This window comes from Roseateles sp. T103, from assembly GCF_057219915.1.
Genome location: NZ_JBXVVS010000001.1, coordinates 241859 through 264482 on the forward strand (window position 1 = coordinate 241859; position 22624 = coordinate 264482).

Consider the following 22624-nt stretch of genomic DNA (forward strand, 5'->3'; position numbering starts at 1 on the left):
CCCTGGCGTGGCAATCCAGCCAGCACCTAAGCTGCCGTTCTTCACCATTCGATGGCTTACCAGGAAGGGTCGAGCATGAGTGCCAATTACGAAGTCCGCGACGGCATCGCCGTCATCACCTTGAACAACCCGCCGGTCAACGGCCTGGGCCTGGCCACGCGCCAGGCTGCGGTCGCGGGCGTGGAGCGTGCCGAAGCCGATCCCGCCGTCAAGGCCATCGTCATCACCGGTGCCGGCAAGGCCTTCTCGGGCGGCGCCGACATCCGCGAGTTCGGCAGCCCCAAGGCGCTGGCCGAGCCCAATCTGCTGAGCCTGATCTCTGTGGTGGAGAACTGCACGAAGCCGGTGGTCGCCGCGATCCACAGCGTCTGCATGGGCGGCGGCCTGGAGCTGGCGCTGGGCTGCCACTACCGCCTGGCTGCCAGCGGCACCAAGGTGGCGCTGCCCGAGGTGAAGCTGGGCCTGCTGCCCGGCGCCGGCGGCACTCAGCGCCTGCCGCGCGCGCTGGGCGTCGAGCCCTCGCTGAACATGATCGTCTCCGGCGAGCCGGTCAATGCCGAGATGCTGGCCATGGTTCCCGGCCAGAAGCTGTTCGACAAGATCGTCGATGCCGACGTGCTTGAGGCTGCGATCGCCTTCGCCAAGGACGTCGCCGACAAGCGTCCGCTGCCCAAGGTGCGCGAGCTCAAGGCGCGCCATGCCGAGCCGCAGGCCTACTTCCAGTTCGCCCGCAATATGGTCAAGGGCATGGCGAAGAACTTCCCGGCGCCGGGCCGCTGCGTGGACGTGGTCGCCGCGTCGCTGGACAAGCCCTTCGACGAGGGCATGCGCCTGGAGCGCGAGGCTTTCGTGAACCTGATGTTCACGCCCGAATCCAAGGCGCTGCGCCACGCCTTCTTCGCCGAGCGCGCCGCCAGCAAGATCTCCGACGTGCCGGACGACACGCCGCAGCGCGAGATCAAGAAGGTCGCCGTCATCGGCGCCGGCACCATGGGTGGCGGCATCTCGATGAACTTCCTCAACGCCGGCGTGCCGGTGATCATCCTCGAGACCAAGCAGGAAGCGCTGGACCGCGGCATCGCCACGATCAAGAAGAACTACGAAGCCCAGGTCAAGAAGGGCAAGCTGAAGGAAGACAAGTACCAGCAGCGCATGGCCCTGCTGAGCAGCACGCTGAGCTATGACGAGATCAAGGATGCCGACCTGGTGATCGAGGCGGTGTTCGAGGAGATGGGCGTCAAGGAAGCCGTGTTCAAGAAGCTCGACGAGGTGATGAAGCCCGGTGCGATCCTGGCCTCCAACACCTCGACGCTGGACGTGGACAAGATCGCCGCCTTCACCAAGCGTCCGCAGGACGTGGTGGGCATGCACTTCTTCAGCCCCGCCAATGTGATGAAGTTGCTCGAGGTCGTGCGCGGCAAGGCCACGGGCAAGGACGTGCTGGCCACGGTGATGGCCATCGCCAAGAAGATCAAGAAGACGGCCGTGGTCTCCGGCGTCTGCGACGGCTTCATCGGCAACCGCATGATCGAGCAGTACAGCCGCCAGGCCGGCTTCCTGCTCGACGAGGGCTGCTCGCCGCAGCAGGTGGACAAGGCGGTCGAGAAGTTCGGTTTCGCGATGGGCCCGTTCCGCATGGGCGATCTGGCCGGCAACGACATCGGCTGGGCGATCCGCAAGCGCCGCTACATCGAGAAGCCGAACATGAAGTACTCGGCCAGCGCCGACCGCCTGTGCGAGCTGGGCCGCTACGGCCAGAAGACCGGCGCCGGCTGGTACGACTACCAGGCTGGCAAGCGCGATGCGATTCCGTCGCCGGTGGTCGCCGAAATGCTGGAGAAGCATCGCGCCGCGATCGGCATCACGCCGCGCAAGATCAGCGACGAGGAGATCGTGCAGCGTCTGGTCTTCGCGCTGGTCAACGAGGCCGCGCATCTGCTGGAAGAGGGCATCGCTCAGCGCGCCTCCGACGTGGACATGGTCTACCTGACCGGCTACGGCTTCCCGCTGCACCGCGGCGGCCCGATGTGCTATGCCGACACCGTGGGTCTGTTCAACGTCGTGCAGGCTATGAAGCGCTTCGCGAAGAACCCCAACGACGACGCCAGCTTCTGGCAACCCGCACCGCTGCTCGCCCGCCTGGTCGAGCAGGGCAAGGGCTTCAACGACTGAGCGTCGCAGCAGCGACATCCTGCGCCGCCCGAGGGTCTGACGACCGCGGGTGGCTCCTGAACGAACAAGTTAGGAGAGAGCCATGAGCAAGGCTGTGATCGTTTCTACCGCACGCACTCCGCTGGCCAAGAGCTGGAAGGGTGCATTCAACATGACCCACGGCGCGACGCTGGGCGGCCACGCGGTCAAGGCCGCCGTTGAGCGCGCCGGCATCGAGCCCGGTGCGATCGAAGACGTGCTGATGGGCTGCGCCAACCCCGAGGGTGCGACCGGCGCCAATATCGCGCGCCAGATCGCGCTGCGCGCAGGCCTGCCGGTCACGGTGAGCGGCCTGACCGTCAACCGCTTCTGCTCCAGCGGCCTGCAGACCATCGCGATGGCCTCGCAGCGCGTCATCGCTGGCGAAGGCGATGTCTACGTCGCTGGCGGCGTCGAGAGCATCTCCTGCGTGCAGCAGGAGATGAACCAGCACATGCTGACCGACTCCTGGCTGCTGAAGAACAAGCCCGAGATCTACTGGAGCATGCTGCAGACCGCCGAGCAGGTGGCCAAGCGCTACAACATCAGCCGCCAGCGCATGGACGAGTACGGCGCCGCCAGCCAGCAGAAGGCCTGCGCCGCTGCGGCTGCCGGCAAGTTCGCCGACGAGATGATCAGCGTCACCACGACGATGGGCGTGGCCGACAAGACCCTGGGCCTGATCACCAAGGAAGTCACCATCAGCGCCGATGAAGGCCTGCGCGAAGGCACCACCTACGACGCGATCAAGGACCTGCGCTCGGCGCTGCCCGGCGGCCTGGTCTCGGCCGGCAACGCCAGCCAGTTCAGCGACGGCGCCGGTGCCTGCGTGGTGGTCAGCGAAGACTACGCGCAGAAGCACAACTTGAAGCCGATGGGCCGCTTCCTCGGCTTCGCGGTGGCCGGCTGCGAGCCCGACGAGATGGGCATCGGCCCGGTCTTCGCGGTCCCGAAGGTGCTGAAGAAGCTGGGCCTGAAGGTCGAGGACATCGATCTGTGGGAGCTCAACGAAGCATTCGCTGTGCAGGTGCTGTACTGCGCCGACACGCTGGGCATCCCGATGGAGCGCCTGAACGTCAACGGCGGCGCGATCGCGGTGGGCCACCCCTACGGCGTGTCGGGCCAGCGCCTGACCGGCCATGCGCTGATCGAAGGCAAGCGCCGCGGTGCCAAGCGCGTCTGCGTGACGATGTGCATCGGGGGCGGCATGGGCGCGGCCGGCATCTTCGAAGTGCTCTGAGCGATCGCGGGCTGAAGCATGGACACGCTGCGCACCCCGGAAGACCGCTTCGCGGATCTGCCGGGCTGGCCTTACAAGCCGCACTGGCTGCATCCGCTGAAGGGTGAGGACTCTGGGCTGCGCATGGCCTATGTGGACGAAGGGCCGCGCGACGCGGCCGTCACCGCGCTGTGCCTGCATGGCCAGCCGAGCTGGGGCTATCTGTACCGCAAGATGCTGCCGGTCTTCACCGCGGCGGGCCTGCGCGTCGTGGTGCCCGATCTGTTCGGCTTCGGTCGCTCGGACAAGCCGGCGGACCAAGGCTGGTACAGCTTCGAGCGCCATCGCGACAGCCTGCTCGGCCTGGTCGAGCAGCTGGACCTGCAGCATGTGCTGCTGGTCGTGCAGGACTGGGGCGGCTTGCTGGGCCTGACGCTGCCGGTGGCCGCGCCGCAGCGCTACGACTACCTGCTGGTGATGAACACCGGCCTGGGGCTGGGCCAGGTGACCGAAGGCTTCCGCCAATGGCGGGCCTACAACAACAGCCAGCCCGATCTGGCGGTGGGCAAGCTGCTCAAGCGCGGCACGCCGGTGCTCAGCGATGCCGAGGCGGCGGCCTACGACGCGCCGTTCCCGGACGCCCGCTACAAGGCCGGCGTGCGTGCCTTTCCGAACCTGGTGCCTGATGGGCCGGACGCGCCCGGCGTGGCGATCAGCCGCGAGGCCGCGGCCTTCTGGCGCGAGCGCTGGCAGGGCAAGAGCTTGATGGCCATCGGCATGCAGGACCCGGTGCTGGGCCCGCCGGCGATGCAGTCGCTGCACCGCCTGATCCGCGGCTGCCCGCCGCCGCTGGAAGTGGCCGAGGCCGGCCACTTCGTGCAGGAGTGGGGCGGCCCGATTGCCGAAGCCGCGCTGCGCGATTTCGGCCTGGCCCGCTGAGGCCGGCACGCGGGAGGCGCCACCATGCAGACCGACATCGACTCGCTGCGCCGCTTCATCACCAACACGCCCTTCATGGTGGACCTGGGCGTGGACGTGCTCGGCGGCGAGCCCGGCCGGGTGCGCACCGAGATCGTGCTGCAGCCGCGCCATCTGCAGCACACCGGCGTCGTCCATGCCGGCGTGATGGCCGCGCTGGCCGACCACACGATGGGCACGGCGGCGCAGACCCTGGCCTCGGACGAGGTCTGGGTGCTGACGGCCGAATTCAAGATCAATCTGCTGCGCGGTGCGCGCGGCGAGCGGCTCTTCTGCGAGGCCTGGGTGATCAAGCCCGGCCGGCAGCTGAGCTTCACCGAGGCCGAGGTCTACGCGATCGACGCCGCCGGCGAGCGCCAGCTCTGCGTCAAGGCCTCGGGCACGATGGCCCTGACCGCGCGCCGCTGATTTCAACGAACACGAAGGAGGGCGCGATGCGCCAGACCCTGGAATTCCTGCTCGACGACTGGCTGAAGGTGCAAGACCTGTGCAGCCGCGAGCGCTTTGCCGAGCATTCGCGCGAGACCTTCGGCGCGGTGCTGGACACCTGCGAGAAGATCGCCCGCGAGAAGTTCGCGCCATTCAACCGCCTGGCCGACACGCAGGAGCCGCATTTCGATGGTGAACGCGTGCACCTGCCGCAGCCCACACATGACGCGATGGCCGCCTATGTCGAGTCGGGCATGCTGGCCGCCGCGCAGGATTACGAGGTGGGCGGCATGCAGCTGCCCTGCGTGATCGAGATGGCCGCGAACGCCTTTTTCAGCAAGGCCAGCGTCGCGATGGGCGGCTACGCGATGCTCACTAGCGGCAACGCCAGCCTGCTGATGGCGCATGGCACCGAGTTGCAGCGCGAGGTCTTCGCCAAGAACGAGTTCGCCGGCCGCTGGTTCGGCACCATGTGCCTGTCGGAGCCGCAGGCAGGTTCGTCGCTGTCGGACATCGCGACGCGTGCCGAGCCGGACGGTGAAGGCTTCGAGCAGGACGCGTTGGGCCCGCGTTATCGCCTCAAGGGCAACAAGATGTGGATCTCGGGCGGCGAGCACGAGATCACCGAGAACATCGTGCATCTGGTGCTGGCCAAGATCCCAGGGCCGGACGGCAAGACTATTCCCGGCACCAAGGGCATCTCGCTGTTCATCGTGCCCAAGAAGCTGGTGGACACGAAGGGCCAGCTCACCGGCGAGCGCAACGACGTCTCGCTGGCCGGCCTGAACCACAAGCTGGGCTATCGCGGCACGACCAACACGCTGCTGAATTTCGGCGAGGGCAAGTTCAAGCCGGGTGGCAAGGCGGGTGCGGTGGGCTATCTGGTCGGCAAGCCCGGCGAAGGCCTGAAGTGCATGTTCCACATGATGAACGAGGCGCGCATCGGCGTGGGCCTGGGCGCGGTGATGCTCGGTTATGCGGGCTACGAGGCCAGCCTCGAGTACGCGCGCCAGCGTCCGCAGGGCCGGCCGATGACGGCCGCGGGCAAGGACGCCGCGTCGCCGCAGCGTCCCATCGTCGAGCATGCCGATGTGAAGCGCATGCTGCTGGCGCAGAAGAGCTATGTCGAAGGTGGGCTGGCACTTGAACTGTTATGCGCCCGTCTGGTCGACGAGCAGCACACCGGCGATGCCGAGGCCGTGGCCGAGGCGAAGGCGCTGCTGGACGTGCTGATCCCGATCGCGAAGAGCTGGCCCAGCGAGTGGTGTCTGGAAGCCAACTCGCTGGCCATCCAGGTGCTGGGCGGCTACGGCTACACGCGCGACTTCCCGGTGGAGCAGTACTGGCGCGACAACCGCCTGAACATGATCCACGAGGGCACGCACGGCATCCAGGGCCTGGACCTGCTGGGCCGCAAGGTGGTGATGGACCAGGGCCGCTCGCTGGCGGTGCTGGCCGCGCGCATCGAGAAGACGATCCGTGCCGCGCTGGCCCGGCCCGAGCTGGCAGAGCAGGCCAAGCAGCTGGGCGCTGCGCTGGCCCAGGTCGGCCGCGCCACGCAGGGCGCCTGGTCGACCGGTCAGCCGGAAGAGGCGCTGGCCAATGCCACGCCCTATCTGCAGGCCTTCGGCCACACGGTGCTGGCCTGGCTGTGGCTGGACCTGGCGCTGGCCGTGGGCGCGCGCGACGATGCCTTCGCGCAGGGCAAGCGCGCTGCGCTGCGCTACTTCTACGCCTACGAGTTGCCCAAGATAGCCGCCTGGCTCGCGGTGGTGGAGCGGCGCGAGCCGCTGTGCCGCGAGGTGCAGGACGCCTGGCTCTGAACCACAGGGCGCACCGCGATGAACAAGCGCGCACTGCAATGGATCGAGCGCCTGGTCTGGGTGTTCATCTACGGCGGTCTGCTCGCCGCCTCGCTGGGGCTGTTCGTGCTGGAGGGTGGCGACGAACTGCTCGGCTGGCTGCTGATCGGCAAGGGGCTGACGGCAGCAGCAGGCGGCGTGGTGCTGATCGTGCTGCGCTCGCGCTGGCCTTGAACGAAGCGATTTCTACCGACTGAATTGGAGACAAGACAATGACTGAACAAGCTCGCCAGAACGTGATGGAACTCTTCGACCTGCGCGGCCAGGTGGCCCTGGTCACCGGCGGCTCGCGCGGCCTGGGCCTGCAGATCGCCGAGGCGCTGGGCGATGCCGGCGCGAAGATCATGCTCAGCTCGCGCAAGGCGGCCGATCTGGAGGAGGCCGTGGCCTCGCTGCAAGAGCGCGGCATCGACGCGCGCTGGATCGCCGCCGATGCGGCCGACGAGGTACAGGCCCGCGGCATCGTCAGCCAGACCATGGAGCGCCTCGGCCAGATCGACATCCTCGTCAACAACGCCGGCGCCACCTGGGGTGCGCCGGCCGAGGAGCACCCGGTCGAGGCCTGGGACAAGGTGATGAACCTGAACATCCGCAGCCTCTTCGTGATGAGCCAGGAAGCTGCGCGGCAGAGCATGATCCCGCGCCGCTACGGCCGCATCATCAACGTGGCCTCGATCGCCGGTCTGGCCGGCAACACGCCGGAGATGAAGACCATTGCCTACAACACCAGCAAGGGCGCGGCGGTGAACTTCACCCGCGCGCTGGCCGGCGAGTGGGGCGGCTACGGCATCACCGTCAACGCACTGGCGCCGGGCTTCTTCCCCAGCAAGATGACCAAGGGTCTGCTCGCCACGCTGGGCGCCGACAATATGGCCGCCAAGGCGCCGCTGAATCGCCTGGGCGACGATGAAGACCTCAAGGGCGCCGCGCTGCTGTTCGCGTCGCGCGCCGGCAAGCACATCACCGGCCAGATCCTCGCCGTCGACGGCGGGGTTTCGGCAATTCACGGAGCCTGACCCGATGACGAAGAAGAGCGCACCCCCGATGAAGTTCCCGGTGCGCATCCCTTTCGTCGAGAAGCTGGGGCTGGAGTTGCATGGCGTGGGTCATGGCAGCGCCGAGCTGCGCCTGGACGCGACCGAGCAGCATCACAACTCCTTCGATGTGGTGCATGGCGGCGTGATCATGACGCTGCTGGACGTGACCATGGCCTTCGCGGCACGCAGCATCCATGCCGACCAGCCCAACTACGGCCCCGGCGTCGTGACCATCGAGATGAAGACCAGCTTCATGCGCCCCGGTGAGGGTGTGCTGCGCGCCGAGGGCAAGCTGCTGCACCGCTCGGCGACGATGGCCTTCTGCGAAGCCTCAGTATTCGATGCGCAGCAGCGCCTGGTGGCGCACGCCACCGGTACCTTCAAATACCTGAAGGCGCTGCCCGCCGGCGAGCGCAAGCTGAAGAACCTGCAGCTGCCGACCGACGGGTAACGCCGCGCCGGGCGGCCCTGGTGCTCACACCTGGGCCAGCCGGAACACGGCCACCGTGCGCACCAGCTGCTCGGCGCGCTGCTTCAGACTCTCCGCCGACGCGGCACTCTGCTCGACCAGCGCGGCGTTCTGCTGCGTGACCTTGTCCATCTGCGCGATCGCGTCGCCGACCTGGGCCACCCCGCTGCTCTGCTCGCGGCTGGCCTCGCTGATTTCGCCAACGATGTCGGTGACGCGGCGGATCGCGGTGACCACCTCGTCCATCGTACGGCCGGCCTCGTCGACGAGGCTGCTGCCCTGCTCGACGCGCTCGACGCTGCTGCTGATCAGTTCCTTGATCTCGCGTGCCGCCGCCGCTGAGCGCTGCGCCAGGCTGCGCACCTCGGACGCGACGACGGCGAAGCCGCGGCCCTGCTCGCCAGCACGCGCGGCCTCGACGGCAGCGTTCAGCGCCAGGATATTGGTCTGGAAGGCGATGCCGTCGATCACGCCGATGATGTCGGCGATGCGTTGCGAGCTCTGGTTGATGTCGCGCATCGTGCGCACCACGTCGGCCACCACCTCGCCGCCGCGCTGCGCCACCTGCGAGGCGCCCAGCGCCAGCTGGTTGGCCTGCTGCGCGCTGTCGGCGTTGTGCGTCACGGTGGCGCCGAGCTGCTCCATCGTCGCGGCGGTCTGCTGCAGCGCGCTGGCCTGTTCTTCGGTGCGCTGGCTGAGGTCGGCATTGCCGTGGGCGATCTCCACGCTGGCGGTGGCCACGGTCTCGGAGTTCTCGCGCACCTGGGCGACCAGCTTCTGCAGCTGCGCGCGCATCGCTTCCAGCGCGCGCAGCAGCTGCGCCACCTCGTCGCGGCCGTGCACCTTCAGCGCCTCGCTCATATCGCCCTCGGCCATGCGCTGTGCGGCAGCAACGGCCTTGGCCAGCGGCCGGGTGACATGGCGGCTGATGCCCAGGCCCAGCGCCACGCCGACCAGCGCGCCGATCACGATCAGCGCCAGCGTCAGATTGCGCGAGCTCGCGTAGAGCTCGCCGTTGGCCTGAGCCACGCTGCCGGCGTGTTCCTCACTGAGGCTGGACATCTTGCTCATCGCCGCGCCCAGCTTGATGCTCTGCGGCACCTGGTCTTCCTTCATCTGGCGCAGTGCCTCGGTGGACGTGATGAGGTCCGAGACGCTGATCTGCTCGATCAGCGTCTCGGTGGCGCTGCTGTCGGCCTTCAGGGCCTCGCGCAGCTCGGCGAGCTGCTGCTCGGCCGCCTCATCCCCGTGCATCAGCTCCTCAGCCTGGCGCAGCAGCTGCGCAGTGCTGGTGCGCGCCTCCTTGAGCCGCTTCAGCGCATCGTCGCGCTCCTTGCCGCTGGTGGCGATGACCGCGTCGCGCAGCGCGACCACGCCTTGCAGGCGCTTGATGTTGGCTTCCTTGACCAGCGAAACACCCATCAGCTGCTGCTCGTAGAGCCGGCTGTCGGCATCGGCCAGGCGCTTCATGTTGAGGATGGAGATGGCGCCCATCGCCGCGCCGATCAGCGCGACGAGGACGAAGGCACCTACGAGCTTGACGGCGGTGCGGTAGTTGGACAAGTGCATGGCGTTACTCCTCCTGCAAAGATGAATGACTGATGGCATGTCGAGATGCGGCTTGGCGCCGCCTGCCCATTGGCCCCCTCAGGCCTCCGGGCTTTCCCTGTCGCTGGAATCAGCAAGTCCGGGGCCAACCGGGACAGCCAGCCGTGCAGGAATTCACAGGCCATGCAAATCGAACGATCGTGCTTTTTTGTCGCCCATGAGACGGCCAGGGCGGCCGGGCTCGTGCTTCAATCGCGCAGTCCTCACTAGGAGACTGCTTCATGAGCCAACTGATCAACCGTCAGATCCATCTCGTCTCGCGCCCGGTGGCCGAGCCGACCGTCGACAACTTCAAGCTCGTGGAGGCGCCGGTGCCGGCGCTGGCCGAGGGCCAGGTGCTGGTGCGCAACCACTACCTCAGCCTCGACCCCTATATGCGCGGCCGCATGAGCGAGTCCAAGAGCTATGCCGACCCGCAGCCGCTGAACGCCGTGATGATCGGCGGCACGGTGGGCGAGGTGGTCGAGTCCAAGAACGCCAACTTCAAGGCCGGCGACAAGGTTGTCGGCATGGGCGGCTGGCAGGAATACCAGCTGGTCGATGCCAGCCAGCGCGGCGTGCTGCAGAAGGTCGACACCACCCATGTGCCGCTGTCGGCCTATCTGGGTGCGGTGGGCATGCCCGGCGTCACCGCCTGGTACGGCCTGGTGAAGATCATTGCCCCCAAGGCTGGCGAGACCGTGGTGGTCAGCGCCGCCAGCGGCGCTGTGGGCGGCGCGGTGGGGCAGCTGGCCAAGGCGCGCGGCGCGCGCGCGGTGGGCATCGCCGGCGGACCTGACAAGTGCCGTTACGTGGTCGAGGAACTGGGCTTCGACGCCTGCATCGACTACAAGGAGCACAAGGACCTGAAGAGCCTGTCGGCCGCGCTGAAGGCCGCCTGCCCGAACGGCATCGACGGCCACTTCGAGAACGTCGGCGGCATGATCCTCGACGCAGTGATGCTGCGCGCCAATGCCTTCAGCCGTGTGGCGATGTGCGGCATGATCGCCGGCTACAACGGCGAGCCCATCCCGATGATGGCGCCGCAGCTGATCCTGGTGAACCGCATGAAGGTCGAGGGCTTCATCGTCTCCGAGCACATGGAGGTGTGGCCCGAGGCGCTGAAGGAACTGGGCACGCTGGTCGCCACCGGCAAGCTCAAGTTCCGCGAGAGCGTGGCCGACGGCATCGCCGCCGCGCCCGAGGCCTTCCTGGGGCTGCTCAAGGGCAAGAACTTCGGCAAGCAGCTGGTCAAGCTGATCTGAGGCGCCGATGGCGGACCTCGCCTGGACCTGCCACGCGCTCGATGAGCTGAGCGCGCGTGAGCTCTACGCGCTGCTGAAGCTGCGCAGCGAGGTTTTCGTCGTCGAACAGCGCTGCATCTACCTGGACCCGGACGGGCAGGACCTCGATGCATTGCACCTGCTGGGCCGCGACGCGCAGGGCGAGCTGCTCGCCTGCGCGCGGCTGATCCCGACGCCGGACGGGCCGAAGATCGGCCGCGTGCTCACCGCACCGGCGGCGCGCGGCGCCGGCCAGGGCAGGGCGCTGATGCATTGCGCCATCGCGGAATGCGCGCAGCGCTGGCCGGCGCAGCCGATCAGGCTCAGCGCGCAGGCGCATCTGCAGGGCTTCTATGCCAGCCTCGGCTTCCGGCCCACCTCGGCCGTCTACGACGAGGATGGCATTCCCCACATCGATATGCAAAGACAAGCGACACCATGAAGAACTACGAAGGCAGCGTGGCCGTGATCACTGGCGCCGGTTCCGGCTTCGGCCTGGAGGTGGCGCGCATCGCCGCCGCGCGCGGCATGAAGCTGGTGCTGGTGGACGTGCAGCAGGACGCGCTGGACAAGGCTGCGGCCGAGTTCGCCGGCAGCGAGGTGCTGGCGCGCCGCGTCGATGTCGCGAAGGCCGAGCAGATGCAGGCGCTGGCCGACGCAGTGCAGCAGCGCTTCGGTGCGCCGCACTTCGTCTTCAACAACGCTGGCGTGGGCGGCGGTGGGCTGATCTGGGAGAACTCGCTCAAGGATTGGGAGTGGGTGCTCGGCGTCAACCTGATGGGCGTGGTGCACGGCGTGCGCCTGTTCACGCCGATGATGCTGGCGGCGGCCAAGGCCGACCCGTCCTACCAGGGCCACATCGTCAACACCGCCTCGATGGCCGGCATGGTCAATGCGCCGAACATGGGCGTGTACAACGTCTCCAAGCACGCGGTGGTGTCCTTGAGCGAAACGCTCCATCAAGACCTGGCCCTGGTCACCGAGCAGATCCGCTGCTCGGTGCTGTGCCCCTTCTTCGTGCCCACCGGCATCTCGCAGAGCCATCGCAACCGCCCCGGTGAGCTGGCGGCCGACAAGCCGACCAAGAGCCAGCTGGTCTCGCAGATGATGAGCGACAAGGCCGTGTCGTCGGGCAAGGTCACTGCGGCCGAGGTGGCGGCGATGGTCTTCGATGCGATGGACCGCGAGCAGTTCTACATCTTCAGCCATCCCAAGGTGCTGTCCGGCGTGCAGACGCGCATGGAAGACGTGCTGCAGCTGCGCAACCCGACCAGCCCTTTTGCGGACAAGCCCGAGCTGGGCGAGCAGATCAAGGCGCTGCTCAAAGGCGACTGAGGCCTGTCGGCCTCATGGGTTGCACAGCTCGCAGCGCGCGGCCGGCACGGTCTCGCGCAGCGGCCATTCTTCCTCGTGGCGGCAGACCGGGCACTGCAGGCGCTGTGCCCGCGCTGCCGTCGTCTCGTGGCCGCAGCAGTCGCAGCGTGCGCCGGTGATCAGCCCCACCGGCCCCCAGCCTCTGGCTTCGCAGCGCGGACAGCGTTCGCGCAGCCTTTGCACCAGCGCCTCGCCGGCCTGCGCAATCATCGCCATGCGGCTGGGGTTGCGGTGCGCGCGCATATCGGTCTCCAGCCAGAGCTCGCCGTGCTGCAGGGCCTGTTCAGCCCGCTGCCTGAGCTGCGCCAGCCCGCACGCGTCCTTGTCGAACCAAGGCTCGTCTGGCCTGCCGATGATCAGGCCCTGCGCGGGAAAGCCGATCTCGCTGGCGAAGGCGAGCGCGGCGTCCAGGCTGCCGACGCCGGCCTGACGGTAGGCCGGAGCCGGCCCCTGGGCGACCGCATGGACCTGGCTGTTGGTCTGCGCGTCGTGCAGCACCAGCAGCTCAATGCCCCAGGGCACCTGGGCCAGATAGGGATCCGGTCCGAAGCTGCCTTCGCTGCCCAGGCCCCAGCGGCAACCCGAGAGTCCGCAGGCCAGCCGCGCCTTGGTCAGCGCGGCGTCGAACTGGCTGCCTTGACGCGGCCGTTCCATCGTGAAGGTGCCCAGGCTGTCGGTGTCGAAGCCATCGACGAGCTGCAGCGCGACGCCCAGCTCCTCGGCAACGCCGCCCAGCACGGCGGCCTTGCCGTGGCGGGTCAGCAGGGCCAGCCGGTTCGCGTGGCTCATCCGTGCACCGCGGCGTAGCCGGGCGCGCCGTCGAAGGTGTAGAGGTTCTCGGTCTTCACCACATCGAAGCCCTGGGCATGCAGCCGCTCTTGCAGCGACAGCACCTCCTTGAAGTCCAGCCCGCCAGAGGTCGCGGTGAAGCGGCAGCGCCAGTGGTCGACGCAGAAGGTCTCCGGGAAGCCCTGGGGCCAGACCTTGACGCCGCGGTTGGTGATCAGCTGCAGCGGCAGCGACGGAGCGGCCAGCGCCTTCAGTTGCGGGCCCAGCTGCTCGGGGCTGCCTGCGCACCATTGCAGGAACACGTCCACGCCCACCAGCTGCTTGTCCAGCGGGGCCTGGCGCACCGGCGCAGGCAGTTGCATCGGCGGCTGCGCGGCGTAGCGCACCGCCTTCAGCACCTCGGGCTTCTTGCCCAGGCGGGCGATCACGGCGTCGGCGAAGGCCTGGGTGCCCAGGCGCTGGTAGCTCTGCCCCTCGCGATAGATGTCGGCGGTGTGCAGCCCTTCCTCCAGCGTGCGCAGCCAGGCGTTGTGCAGGCGCTCGGCTACGTCGGCCTGGCCGATGTGCAGCAGCATCTGGATGGCGCCGCTCAGCAGGCCCGAGGGGTTGGCCAGGTCCTGGCCGGCGATGTCGGGAGCCGAGCCATGGATGGCCTCGAACATTGCGCACTGGTCGCCGATATTGGCGGAGCCGGCCATGCCCACCGAGCCGGCGATCTGCGCCGCGACATCGGAGAGGATGTCGCCGTAGAGATTGGGCATCACGATCACATCGAAGCGCTCGGGCGTGTCGGCCAGGCGCGCGGCACCGATGTCCACGATCATGCTGTCGCGCGCGATGTCCGGGTACTCGGCGCCGATCTCGTCGAACACGCGATGGAACAGGCCATCGGTGAGCTTCATGATGTTGTCCTTCACGAAGCAGGTGACGCGCTTGCGGCCCTGGCGGCGCGCGTACTCGAAGGCATAGCGGACGATGCGCTCGCAGCCCGGCCTGGTGATCAGCTTCAGGCACTGGTAGACCTCGTCAGTCTGGCGGTGCTCGATGCCCGCGTAGAGGTCTTCCTCGTTCTCGCGCACGATCACCAGATCCATCGCCGGATGCCGCGTCTGCACGAAGGGCGCGTAGGCGATGCAGGGCCGCACATTGGCATACAGGCCCAGGGCCTTGCGGGTGCTGACGTTCAGGCTCTTGTAGCCGCTGCCTTGTGGCGTGGTGATCGGCGCTTTCAGGAAGACACGCGTGCGGCGCAGCGACTCCCAGGCGGCCGAGCCGATGCCGCTGCTGTTGCCGGCCAGGTAGACCTTCTCGCCGATCTCGATGACTTCTGGTGCCAGCTGCGCGCCCGCCGCATCGAGCATGCGCAGCGTGGCGCGCATGATTTCGGGGCCGATGCCGTCGCCGTAGGCCACGGTGATGGGGGTCTTGTTCATGGGTGGAACCTTTTCAGTCGGAAGAGCCGTTGTGCGGCGACGGGGCGGATTCTGAAAGTTCCGATGAATCTGTAAAAATAGATTTTGATTGAGACTTCAATCTACGATTGGCTATGCGTAAGCGGCTTCACACCCGACAGGCGACGTTCAGGCAGCTCGAGGTTTTCCGCGAGGTGGCTGAGCGGCTGAGCGTCACCGATGCCGCCCGCGTGCTGCACCTGGCCCAGCCGACGGTGTCCACCCAACTGACGCGGCTGGCGCAGGCACTGGATGCGCAGCTGTTCGAGCAGATCGGCAAGCAGCTCTATCTCACCGACGTCGGCGAGGAATTGCTGACCACCTGCCGCGAACTGTTCGACGTGCTGGACCGCCTGGAGATGCGGCTGGCCCAGCGCGCCGGGCTGTCCGTCGGGCGGTTGCGGCTTGGCGTGGTGACCACGGCCAAGTACCTGGTGCCTGCGCTGCTGGGACCTTTCTGCAAGGCCCATCCGCAGGTGCAGGTCGAGTTCCAGGTGGGCAACCGCGCCGAGATACGGCGGCGGCTGCAGGACAACCTCGACGATCTCTATGTCTTCAGCCATCCGCCCCGCGAGCTCGACATCGAGCTGACCCTGCTGACCGAGAACCCGCTGGTGGTGATCGCCCCGAGCGAGCACCCGCTGGCCGGACGCAAGCGCATACGCTGGGAGGCGCTGGCCGGCGAGCGCTGGCTGATGCGCGAGCCGGGCTCTGGCACCCGCCATGCGATCGAGCGGCACTGCGAGGCCCATGGCCTGCGCCTGGACAATCCGATCACCATCGCCAGCAACGAGGCCATCAAGGAGGCTGTGGCTGCCGGTCTGGGGGTGGCTATCCTGAGCCGCCTGGCCCTGACTCATATGGCGCCGGGCAATCTGGTGGAGCTGCCGGTGGAGGGCTTCCCGATCGCCAACAGCTGGTACCTGGTGGTGCCACGTGGCAAGCAGCTCTCGCCGATCGCCGAGGCCTTCAAGCGCTACTTGCTCAGCGAACTCGGCGTCGCTGCCTGAGGCGCGGCGGCTTCTGGCACACTGGCGCGCCCCGAAACCGCAAGAGCAGTCCCCGATGTCCGACCCTGTCCCCACACCAGCCAGAGCCGCGGTCATCGGTGGCGGCCCGGCCGGGCTGATGGCGGCCGAGCGGTTGCGCGCCGCCGGCTGCGAGGTCGACGTCTATGACGCCATGGCCTCGGTGGGGCGCAAGTTCCTGCTCGCCGGCAAGGGCGGGCTCAATCTGACCCACGCTGAGCCCAAGGCCGACTTCGTCGATCGATTCATCACCGGCCGCGGCGAACGCTGCGCCGAGGTGGGGCGGTGGCTGGACCGTTTCGATGCCCAGGCTCTGCGTGCCTGGTCGCGGGAGCTGGGCGTGGAAACCTTCGTCGGCACATCGGGCCGCGTGTTCCCGACCGACATGAAGGCCGCGCCGCTGCTGCGGGCCTGGCTGGCGCGGCTGCGCGGCTCCGGTGTTCGCTTTCATATGCGCCACCACTGGATGGGCTGGAGCGAGTCGCGCGAGAACCTGCTGTTTTCGCACCAGGGCCAGGAGGTCGTCGCTGCGGCGGATGCCGTCGTGCTTGCGCTGGGCGGGGCCTCGTGGCCGCAGCTGGGCTCCAATGCCGGCTGGGTGCCGCTCTTGAGCTCGCGCGGTGTGCGCATCGCCGGCCTGCGCCCGGCCAACTGCGGCTTCGACCTCGGCCTGCGCCGCGCCGATGCCGCCGAGCCGGGCTGGACGCCGTTCTTCCGCGAGCGCTTCGCCGGCCTGCCGGTCAAGCCGGTGGCGCTGCATTTCGAGGCGAAGCGCAGCGGGCGCAGCTTCGCGCGCCAGGGCGAGTTCGTCATCACCGCCAGCGGCATCGAGGGTTCGCTGGTCTATGCCGCGTCCAGCCTGCTGCGCGAGGAGATTGCCGACGAGGGCAGTGCGCTGATCCACCTCGATCTGCTGCCTGCGCGCAGCGAGGCCCAGGTGCTGGCCGAGGTGGCGCGCCCGCGCGGCAGCCGCTCGATGGCCACGCACCTGAAGAGTCGGCTGGGCATCGAGGGCCTGAAAGCCGCGCTGCTGCGCGAGGTGCTCAGCAAGGACGAATACGACGACGCGGCAACGCTGGCGCGTACGCTCAAGCGGCTGCCGCTTCAGCTCTCCGCGCCGCGGCCGGTGGCCGAGGCGATCAGCACCGCCGGCGGCGTGTGCCTGGACGAGCTGGACCAGGCGCTGATGCTCAAGGCCATGTCCGGCGTGTTCTGCGCCGGCGAGATGCTCGACTGGGAAGCGCCCACCGGCGGCTACTTGCTCACTGCCAGCATGGCCAGCGGTGTGGTCGCGGGCGAAGGCGCAGCGGCCTGGCTGCGCCGCTAGCACTCAGAGCTTGATCTCCAGCCGCGCCTGCCAGTTGGTGAAGGTCCGCCCTGCGGTTTCGGTGCTGGTCAGCAAGCGCGTGGTGCTGATGGTGTTGGTCGTCGTGTAGTCCAGCGGGCCGAGGTTGCTGGCAGTCAGGCGTAGTGCGACGTCGCGGTTGAAGCTCCACAGCGCATAGGCATCGATCACCTGCTTGCGCGTGCTCTTGCTCTCCAGCAGCACGGTCTGCTGGATGGTGGTCGCGGGCGTGAAGTTGATGCTGCCGCCCAGGCTCAGCGGCATGCTGCGCAGGCGGTAGTCGGCGCCCAGGTTGGCCGTGCCCTTGGGCTGCGCGTCCAGGCGGTTGTTGGGGCCGGGAATGCCGTCCACCGAGGAGCGGAACAGGCTCAGATTGCTGCGCACCGAGACCGGCAGCGCGCCGTCTATGAACTCGTCGAGGCGGAATTTCGCTTCCAGCTCGATGCCCATCGTCGTCGCCTCGCCGATATTGCGCGGGCGCTGCACCCAGCGCGGCGTGTCGGACCAGCTGACCGTCTCCAGCGCGGTGACGTTGCGGATCAGGTCCTTGATGCGCCGCGCGAAGCCGCTGACGCTGAGCACGCCACCCTTGCTGAGATAGCGCTCGAAGGCGATGTCGATGCCGGTGGCCATCTCGGGCTTGAGATCGGGGTTGCCGGCGCGGTCGGGGTAGCTGCCGGTCTCGGGATCGAGCTGGTACTGCGCGTTGATGCTGGGCTTGGCGATCAGGGCCTGCACATCGGGCGCGCGGTAGCTGCGCGTCAGGCTGACGCGGATCTGGTCGCGGCTCTTCTCGTCGAGCTTCCAGACGGTATGCAGCAGCGGCGTCCACACGCTGGAGGTATTGCGAACCTGGTAGGCCAGCGCGCTGCTCTCGGTGCGTATGCCTTCCCAGCGCAGGCCGGCATAGGCGGACCATTGCTTGCTGAGCTGGAACTCGTCCTGCGCATAGGCGGCCAGGCGCAGCGTCGAGGCCTGCAGGTTGTCGCCGAAGTCGGCCAGCTCGGCGCGCGGCTGGCCGTCGAGCAGGCTGATGCGCGTCTGGTCGCGCTTCACGCCCTCGGCCTCCAGGCCGCCGACCAGGCTATGCTCGCCGCTGTTGTCCATCTGGTGCGAGAGCTTGGCGATGCTGCTCCAGCTGCGGTCCAGGCTGTTGGTGGTGTCGTCCTGGCGGTGCGAGGGCATCAACGCGCCGGGCTGGCCGAGGTATTCCTGGCGCAGTGAGTTGCTGTCCAGCTTGGCCTGACCCAGGCCGCCGCGCAGCTCGAAGCGGGTGCTGTCGGCGATGCGCTTGTTCCACTGGCCGTTCAGGCGCGCCATGCGGAACTGGCCGTCGCCGCTGGTCTGCACGAAGTCGTAGTCGCGCGTCGGCACCTGGCTGAACTGGCTGCTGTTGCTGCCTTTGGCCGCCACCAGGATGGGCATCAGGTTGAGGCTGTCGCCGCCGCCCAGGCGCCACTGGATGCGCGCGTTGACATTCAGGCTCTGGCGCTCGTTCTCGCTGACGCCGCTCTGCTGGAAGCTGCTGCTTTCCTGCGTGTCCAGTCTCAGCGTGGTGGTACGGATATCGATGTCGTCGCGGCGTCGGCGGTCGTTGGCCACCACGGTCAGCGTGTAGGCGCCGTTGCCGTCCTCGGCCAGCGTGTCGTTGCGCGTCCAGCTGAAGTCGGGGCTGTTGACGCCGTTCTCGTGCGCGAGGCCGACGCGCAGGTCGTTGTTGCGCTTGACCAGCGCCTCGCGCAGCACGATGTTGATGGTGCCGGCCACTGCACGGGCGCCGAACTCGGCGGTGGGCGCGCGCATCACCTCGATGCGATCGACCTGCTCGGGCGGCAGGTCGTCCAGCGAGAAGCCGGCCGGCATGCGCTCGCCGTTGACCAGCACCTGCGTGTAGCCGGCGCCCATGCCGCGCATGCGCGGCCCGCCGCCGCGGCCGGGCCGGCCACCGGTGGTGACGCCGGGCAGGCGCTTGAGCACCTCGGCGACGCTGGAATCGCCGAAGCGCTCGATCTCCTCACGACCGACGACGATCTTCGACGCGGTGGACGCGCGGCGCAGCGAGGTATCGCTGGCGCCGCCGCTGACCTCGACGCGCTCGAGCTGCTCGGCCGGGGGCGTCGCGGTTTTGGCGGCCGGTGCCGGCGGCGTGGCCGGCTTGCGCTGCTGCTGCGCGGCGGGCGCGCTGGCGGCGGCCGAAGGCGCGGCGGGCGCATCAGCGGTCTGCGCCTGGGCCGATAGATGAGTCAGCAGGCCGCAGGCGGCGAGCAGGCTTGCGAGCGGCAGACAGCAGGGGTGGTGGCGAGCGTCGGCGGAGGCGAGGGCGGTGGAAGCTGGGCTCATGGCGCGGTGGCGTCGTGTTCGTTCGTGGTGCTTGTTCTTCTGCATAGGCTTCAACCCGCGAGGGCACCTTCTCTTACGCCGGCATTCTCAGCCGACGCGCGTGAAGCGCAGCCCCTTGGTGCGCGCACTGTCCACCACCAGCGCCTGCACGCGGCCCTGGGCATCGCGCTCCAGGCGCAACAGCTGGCGGCCCTGCATCCAGTAGCCGGGGCTGAGCAGCTCGATGCAGTCGCCCTGCAGGCCCAGCAGCGGCCAGCGCTGCAGCGGCTTGAGCAGCGGGCCGTCGACCTGCACGGCCAGGCTGCCGGCCGACTCTCCGTTCACGAGGGTCCAGCGCGTGGCGATGTCGGCGCTGAAAAAAGCATCGCCCGCTGCCAGCCCATCGGGCAGTGGGGGGCGAGCGTCAGGCAGGCGCTGCAGTGCCACAGTCTGGCCGCGTGCGCCGCCGAGCAGCAGGCGGCCCTGCGCGTCGAGGCCATCATGAATCTGCTGCTCGTAGGCGCCGCGCAGCGGCTGCCACAGGCCCGGCGTCGCAGCTTGCTGGGCGAGCTCGTAGCTGACGCCCCACTGCTGCGCCATCAGGCGCTTGCCGCCGGGGATGGCCAGCTCCAGCAGCTGGCCCGAGGCGGCGTCAAACCAGCGACCGGCCAGTGCCGGATCGGGCGCGACGCTCGGCAGCGGCGGCAGATCGAGCACCAGCCGGGCGATGTCGCGAGCGGTCTTGTAGGGGTTGTGGCCGCCGTCGTTCGTGATGACGACCACCGCCAGCTCGCGCTCGGGCACGAACAGGAACTCAGTGCGGTAGCCGGGCCACAGCCCGCCGTGGCCGATGCAGGCCAGGCCTTCCAGCGTGCTGCGCTCCAGCCCGCGCGCATAGGGCGAGGCTTCGCCGCCGGTCAGCGGCGCAGCTTCCATCAGCGCCGCAGCCACATCGGCCACGCCCGGTGCGGGGCGCAGCAGATGGCCGGCCCATTGCAGCAGGTCGTTGACGCTGGAGACCAGGCCGCCTTCGCCGCCATGCTCGAAGCCATGTTGGGCGCGGCGCCAGGCGCCCTCGCCATCAGGGAGATAGGGCGACGCCAGGCGCGGCAGCGGCAGGTCGCTTTCCACCAGCATGCGCGTCTGGCGCATCGCCAGCGGCACGAAGAAGCGCTGCTGCAGCAGCTCGCCCAGCGAGCATCCGGCGATGCGCTCGACGATCAGGCCGAGCAGCGCGAAGCCGCTGTTGCAGTAGAGGAACTGGCTGCCCGGCGCGAAGTTCAGATGGTGGTTGCGCGCCATCGCGGCCAGCAGCGTGGCGCGGTCGACGCGCAGGTCCAGCCCCACGCCGCCCAGGCGCAGCAGCTCCAGCACATCGGGCAGGCCGCTGGTATTGCGCATCAGGTGCTCGATGCGCACGACCGCGCCGGGCATGTCCCACTTGGGCAGCTCAGGCACATGCGTGCGCACATCGTCGGCGCGCGAGAGCCGCCCCTCGCGCTCCAGCAGCAGCGCCGCTGCCACGGTGAACTGCTTGGACACCGAGGCGATGCGCAGCACGCTGTCGGCCTTCAGCGGCTGGCCCAGCGCCAGGTCGGCCATGCCGTAGCCCTTGGCATGCAGCACCTCGCCATGCCGCAGCACGCCGACCGTGGCGCCGGGCACGGCGCGGCCGGCGAGCTCGGCGAACAGGGCGTCGATCCGTGAGGACAAGGCGGCGTTGTTCTTCATGGCGGAGGCCGGCCCGGCGGCACGGCGTGAGCGGTGACGGGGCAGTGTCGCATGCGGCTTTGCTGCTCAGTCACGGTCGCGCCCCTGCTTGCTCGCGATGCGTTCGCGCGCCGCACGGCTGCGGCGCTTCCACTCGGCCAACAGCTGCTGGCGCAGCCGCGGATCCTGCTGCGCATGGCGGGCTTCGCGCTGCAGCTTGTGATAGCTCTGCAGGCGTTGCGGGCTCAAGTGCTCGCGCACCGCGCAACCGGGCTCGTCGCCATGCGTGCAGTTGCGGAAGCGGCATTGCGCCGCCAGCCGCGCCACATCGTCGAAACCCGCCGCCAGCGCGGCCTCGTCGGCGTCGAGCTGCAGGCCGCGCAGGCCCGGCGTGTCGATGATGCAGGCGCCTTCCGGCGTGCGGTACAGCGAGCGCACCGTGGTGGTGTGGCGGCCGCGGCTGTCGTCCTCGCGCACCGCGCCGGTGGCCTGCAGCGCGCTGCCGCACAGCGTGTTGGTCAGCGTGCTCTTGCCCGCGCCGCTGGAGCCCAGCAGCACCAGCGTCTGGCCTTCTGCAAGCCAGGGAGCGAGCCGCTCGCGCGTGGCGGGCTGCGTGGCGTCCACCGCCAGCACGTCCAGCGCGGCGCTGTGCGCCAGATGCTGGCGCAGCTCGGCCAGGCGCTGCGCACTGCTGTCGGCATGCAGGTCGGCCTTGGTCAGCACCACCACGGCGGCCACGCCGGCGGCGCGGGTCAGCAGCAGGTAGCGGTCAAGCCGCGCGAGCTTGAAGTCGTGGTCCAGCCCCATCACCAGCAGCGCGGTGTCCACATTGGCCACCAGCGGCTGCCAGTGGCCCTCGGGGCTGCGCCGCGACAGCACATTGAGCGGCGGCACGCGCTGGTGGATCCAGCCGTCTTCGGCCGCGAGCACCCAGTCGCCCACCGCGAGCGATTCGCCGCGGGCGAAGAGTTCGCGCTGCAGCTCGGGCAGCACGCGGCCGCTGCGTGAGCCCTTGCCGTCGAGCAGCGTGCAGCGTTCGCGCTGGATTTCGGTGATGCGCGCCGGCCAGGTGCCGGTGGTCTCCGGCATTTCGATCAGGCGGGCGAGCAGGCTGTTGTTGAGGCCCAGCTGGCGCAGGGCGGGGAGGTCGTCGAGGTCGAGCATGATGTCGAGCTTCACTTCGCTTAGAGGTGGCCCGCGTGCCAGAAGTAAAGATGGCGCGCACGGGCGTGGTCGAACCGTCGTCCCGCCCGGCTGACTGTTCAGCTCAGGACAGAGGACGAAATGGCAAGCGATGTCGGCCGCAGGGTGCGGCGCTCGGCGAGGGAGATGAAACTGACTAGAGCAGCGCTCGGCAGGGATCGACGGCTAGTGGCCGTCGGCAGCGAGGCAGGCTTGGCTCAGTTCAGGCGCGGCGAGAGAGGCGCGCAGCAGCCGACAGGAGGTGCAGGGCAATATCCGTCTTGGCCATGGTCGTCTCCTGTGGAAGTTGAGGAAGAAAGAGCTGCGCAGTCTGCGGCGTGCGCCGGCTGCGGTCAAGGAGTGCAGCGTCTA

General features: G+C 68.6%; 19 protein-coding genes. 13 read left to right on the plus strand and 6 right to left on the minus strand.

Annotated features, from left to right (window positions below; all coding sequences use genetic code 11):
• Positions 1–75 precede the first annotated feature (75 nt).
• The 8 genes from AC2EBS_RS00965 (at position 76) to AC2EBS_RS01000 (ending at position 8166) form a co-directional block, all read left to right on the plus strand.
• The gene (locus AC2EBS_RS00965; protein WP_484726517.1) at positions 76–2172 is read left to right on the plus strand and encodes a 3-hydroxyacyl-CoA dehydrogenase NAD-binding domain-containing protein; all 2097 of its coding nucleotides are present in this window, start codon (positions 76–78) and stop codon (positions 2170–2172) included.
• Positions 2173–2254: 82 nt separating this feature from the next.
• Positions 2255–3430 (plus strand): acetyl-CoA C-acyltransferase, encoded by a 1176-nt coding sequence (locus AC2EBS_RS00970; protein WP_484726518.1) that lies wholly within the window; start codon positions 2255–2257, stop codon positions 3428–3430.
• Between the two features lie 18 nt (positions 3431–3448).
• Positions 3449–4348, plus strand: a complete 900-nt coding sequence (locus tag AC2EBS_RS00975; protein WP_484726519.1) for a haloalkane dehalogenase — start codon at positions 3449–3451, stop codon at positions 4346–4348.
• Positions 4349–4372: 24 nt separating this feature from the next.
• The gene (locus AC2EBS_RS00980) at positions 4373–4795 is read left to right on the plus strand and encodes a PaaI family thioesterase (RefSeq protein WP_484726520.1); all 423 of its coding nucleotides are present in this window, start codon (positions 4373–4375) and stop codon (positions 4793–4795) included.
• Positions 4796–4821: 26 nt separating this feature from the next.
• Complete coding sequence (locus tag AC2EBS_RS00985; protein WP_484726521.1) at positions 4822–6639, plus strand: acyl-CoA dehydrogenase; 1818 nt, start codon at positions 4822–4824, stop codon at positions 6637–6639.
• A gap of 18 nt (positions 6640–6657) precedes the next feature.
• A complete protein-coding gene (locus tag AC2EBS_RS00990) occupies positions 6658–6852 on the plus strand; it encodes a hypothetical protein (RefSeq protein ID WP_484726522.1) in 195 nt (64 codons plus the stop codon).
• 38 nt (positions 6853–6890) lie between these two features.
• Positions 6891–7694: an SDR family oxidoreductase gene (locus tag AC2EBS_RS00995; RefSeq protein WP_484726523.1), complete on the plus strand. Its 804-nt coding sequence runs from the start codon at positions 6891–6893 to the stop codon at positions 7692–7694.
• A 4-nt stretch (positions 7695–7698) separates the two neighbouring features.
• Positions 7699–8166 carry a PaaI family thioesterase gene (locus AC2EBS_RS01000; protein ID WP_484726524.1) on the plus strand — a complete coding sequence of 156 codons (468 nt, stop codon included), beginning with the start codon at positions 7699–7701 and terminating at the stop codon, positions 8164–8166.
• 24 nt (positions 8167–8190) lie between these two features.
• On the opposite strand, the gene AC2EBS_RS01005 is transcribed toward AC2EBS_RS01000, so the two are convergent.
• On the minus strand, positions 8191–9753 hold the full coding sequence (locus tag AC2EBS_RS01005) for a methyl-accepting chemotaxis protein (protein ID WP_484726525.1): 1563 nt from the start codon (positions 9751–9753) through the stop codon (positions 8191–8193).
• Positions 9754–10013: 260 nt separating this feature from the next.
• On the opposite strand from AC2EBS_RS01005, the gene AC2EBS_RS01010 reads away from it, so the two are divergent.
• From AC2EBS_RS01010 to AC2EBS_RS01020, 3 genes are read left to right on the plus strand one after another with little or no spacing between them, the layout of a single operon-like run.
• On the plus strand, positions 10014–11036 hold the full coding sequence (locus AC2EBS_RS01010; protein WP_484726526.1) for an NADP-dependent oxidoreductase: 1023 nt from the start codon (positions 10014–10016) through the stop codon (positions 11034–11036).
• 7 nt (positions 11037–11043) lie between these two features.
• Positions 11044–11496, plus strand: a complete 453-nt coding sequence (locus AC2EBS_RS01015; RefSeq protein WP_484726527.1) for a GNAT family N-acetyltransferase — start codon at positions 11044–11046, stop codon at positions 11494–11496.
• Positions 11493–12389, plus strand: coding sequence for an SDR family oxidoreductase (locus AC2EBS_RS01020; RefSeq protein WP_484726528.1), 897 nt, complete (start codon positions 11493–11495; stop codon positions 12387–12389). Before AC2EBS_RS01015 ends, AC2EBS_RS01020 begins: the two co-directional genes overlap by 4 nt.
• 12 nt (positions 12390–12401) lie before the next feature.
• Here the strand turns inward: AC2EBS_RS01020 and AC2EBS_RS01025 are convergent, their stop codons facing one another.
• Positions 12402–13217, minus strand: coding sequence for a DUF6671 family protein (locus tag AC2EBS_RS01025; RefSeq protein WP_484726529.1), 816 nt, complete (start codon positions 13215–13217; stop codon positions 12402–12404).
• Positions 13214–14650 carry an NADP-dependent isocitrate dehydrogenase gene (locus AC2EBS_RS01030; protein ID WP_484726530.1) on the minus strand — a complete coding sequence of 479 codons (1437 nt, stop codon included), beginning with the start codon at positions 14648–14650 and terminating at the stop codon, positions 13214–13216. The genes AC2EBS_RS01025 and AC2EBS_RS01030 overlap by 4 nt, the downstream gene beginning before the upstream one ends.
• A 113-nt stretch (positions 14651–14763) precedes the next feature.
• On the opposite strand from AC2EBS_RS01030, the gene AC2EBS_RS01035 reads away from it, so the two are divergent.
• Positions 14764–15678: a LysR family transcriptional regulator gene (locus AC2EBS_RS01035; protein WP_484726531.1), complete on the plus strand. Its 915-nt coding sequence runs from the start codon at positions 14764–14766 to the stop codon at positions 15676–15678.
• A gap of 55 nt (positions 15679–15733) precedes the next feature.
• Positions 15734–17023, plus strand: coding sequence for a TIGR03862 family flavoprotein (locus tag AC2EBS_RS01040; protein WP_484726532.1), 1290 nt, complete (start codon positions 15734–15736; stop codon positions 17021–17023).
• A gap of 3 nt (positions 17024–17026) precedes the next feature.
• Here AC2EBS_RS01040 and AC2EBS_RS01045 read toward each other — a convergent pair whose 3' ends face one another.
• The 3 genes from AC2EBS_RS01045 to rsgA form a co-directional block, all read right to left on the minus strand.
• The gene (locus tag AC2EBS_RS01045; RefSeq protein ID WP_484726533.1) at positions 17027–19381 is read right to left on the minus strand and encodes a TonB-dependent receptor plug domain-containing protein; all 2355 of its coding nucleotides are present in this window, start codon (positions 19379–19381) and stop codon (positions 17027–17029) included.
• Positions 19382–19468: 87 nt separating this feature from the next.
• Positions 19469–21091: a serine hydrolase domain-containing protein gene (locus AC2EBS_RS01050; protein WP_484726534.1), complete on the minus strand. Its 1623-nt coding sequence runs from the start codon at positions 21089–21091 to the stop codon at positions 19469–19471.
• 66 nt (positions 21092–21157) lie between these two features.
• Positions 21158–22234, minus strand: a complete 1077-nt coding sequence (rsgA, locus tag AC2EBS_RS01055; protein WP_484726535.1) for a ribosome small subunit-dependent GTPase A — start codon at positions 22232–22234, stop codon at positions 21158–21160.
• Positions 22235–22624: the final 390 nt, after the last annotated feature.

Bases quoted from the DNA above. Each gene is read 5' to 3' on its own strand.
- AC2EBS_RS01025 (WP_484726529.1), bottom strand. From the start codon at position 13,217: ATGAGCCACGCGAACCGGCTGGCCCTGCTGACCCGCCACGGCAAGGCC.
- AC2EBS_RS01005 (WP_484726525.1), bottom strand. From the start codon at position 9,753: ATGCACTTGTCCAACTACCGCACCGCCGTCAAGCTCGTAGGTGCCTTC.
- AC2EBS_RS01050 (WP_484726534.1), bottom strand. From the start codon at position 21,091: ATGAAGAACAACGCCGCCTTGTCCTCACGGATCGACGCCCTGTTCGCC.
- AC2EBS_RS00995 (WP_484726523.1), top strand. From the start codon at position 6,891: ATGACTGAACAAGCTCGCCAGAACGTGATGGAACTCTTCGACCTGCGC.
- AC2EBS_RS00980 (WP_484726520.1), top strand. From the start codon at position 4,373: ATGCAGACCGACATCGACTCGCTGCGCCGCTTCATCACCAACACGCCC.
- AC2EBS_RS01045 (WP_484726533.1), bottom strand. From the start codon at position 19,381: ATGAGCCCAGCTTCCACCGCCCTCGCCTCCGCCGACGCTCGCCACCAC.
- AC2EBS_RS01030 (WP_484726530.1), bottom strand. From the start codon at position 14,650: ATGAACAAGACCCCCATCACCGTGGCCTACGGCGACGGCATCGGCCCC.
- AC2EBS_RS01000 (WP_484726524.1), top strand. From the start codon at position 7,699: ATGACGAAGAAGAGCGCACCCCCGATGAAGTTCCCGGTGCGCATCCCT.
- AC2EBS_RS01020 (WP_484726528.1), top strand. From the start codon at position 11,493: ATGAAGAACTACGAAGGCAGCGTGGCCGTGATCACTGGCGCCGGTTCC.
- AC2EBS_RS00990 (WP_484726522.1), top strand. From the start codon at position 6,658: ATGAACAAGCGCGCACTGCAATGGATCGAGCGCCTGGTCTGGGTGTTC.
- AC2EBS_RS00975 (WP_484726519.1), top strand. From the start codon at position 3,449: ATGGACACGCTGCGCACCCCGGAAGACCGCTTCGCGGATCTGCCGGGC.
- AC2EBS_RS01035 (WP_484726531.1), top strand. From the start codon at position 14,764: ATGCGTAAGCGGCTTCACACCCGACAGGCGACGTTCAGGCAGCTCGAG.
- AC2EBS_RS01010 (WP_484726526.1), top strand. From the start codon at position 10,014: ATGAGCCAACTGATCAACCGTCAGATCCATCTCGTCTCGCGCCCGGTG.
- AC2EBS_RS00985 (WP_484726521.1), top strand. From the start codon at position 4,822: ATGCGCCAGACCCTGGAATTCCTGCTCGACGACTGGCTGAAGGTGCAA.
- AC2EBS_RS01040 (WP_484726532.1), top strand. From the start codon at position 15,734: ATGTCCGACCCTGTCCCCACACCAGCCAGAGCCGCGGTCATCGGTGGC.
- rsgA (WP_484726535.1), bottom strand. From the start codon at position 22,234: ATGCTCGACCTCGACGACCTCCCCGCCCTGCGCCAGCTGGGCCTCAAC.
- AC2EBS_RS00970 (WP_484726518.1), top strand. From the start codon at position 2,255: ATGAGCAAGGCTGTGATCGTTTCTACCGCACGCACTCCGCTGGCCAAG.
- AC2EBS_RS00965 (WP_484726517.1), top strand. From the start codon at position 76: ATGAGTGCCAATTACGAAGTCCGCGACGGCATCGCCGTCATCACCTTG.
- AC2EBS_RS01015 (WP_484726527.1), top strand. From the start codon at position 11,044: ATGGCGGACCTCGCCTGGACCTGCCACGCGCTCGATGAGCTGAGCGCG.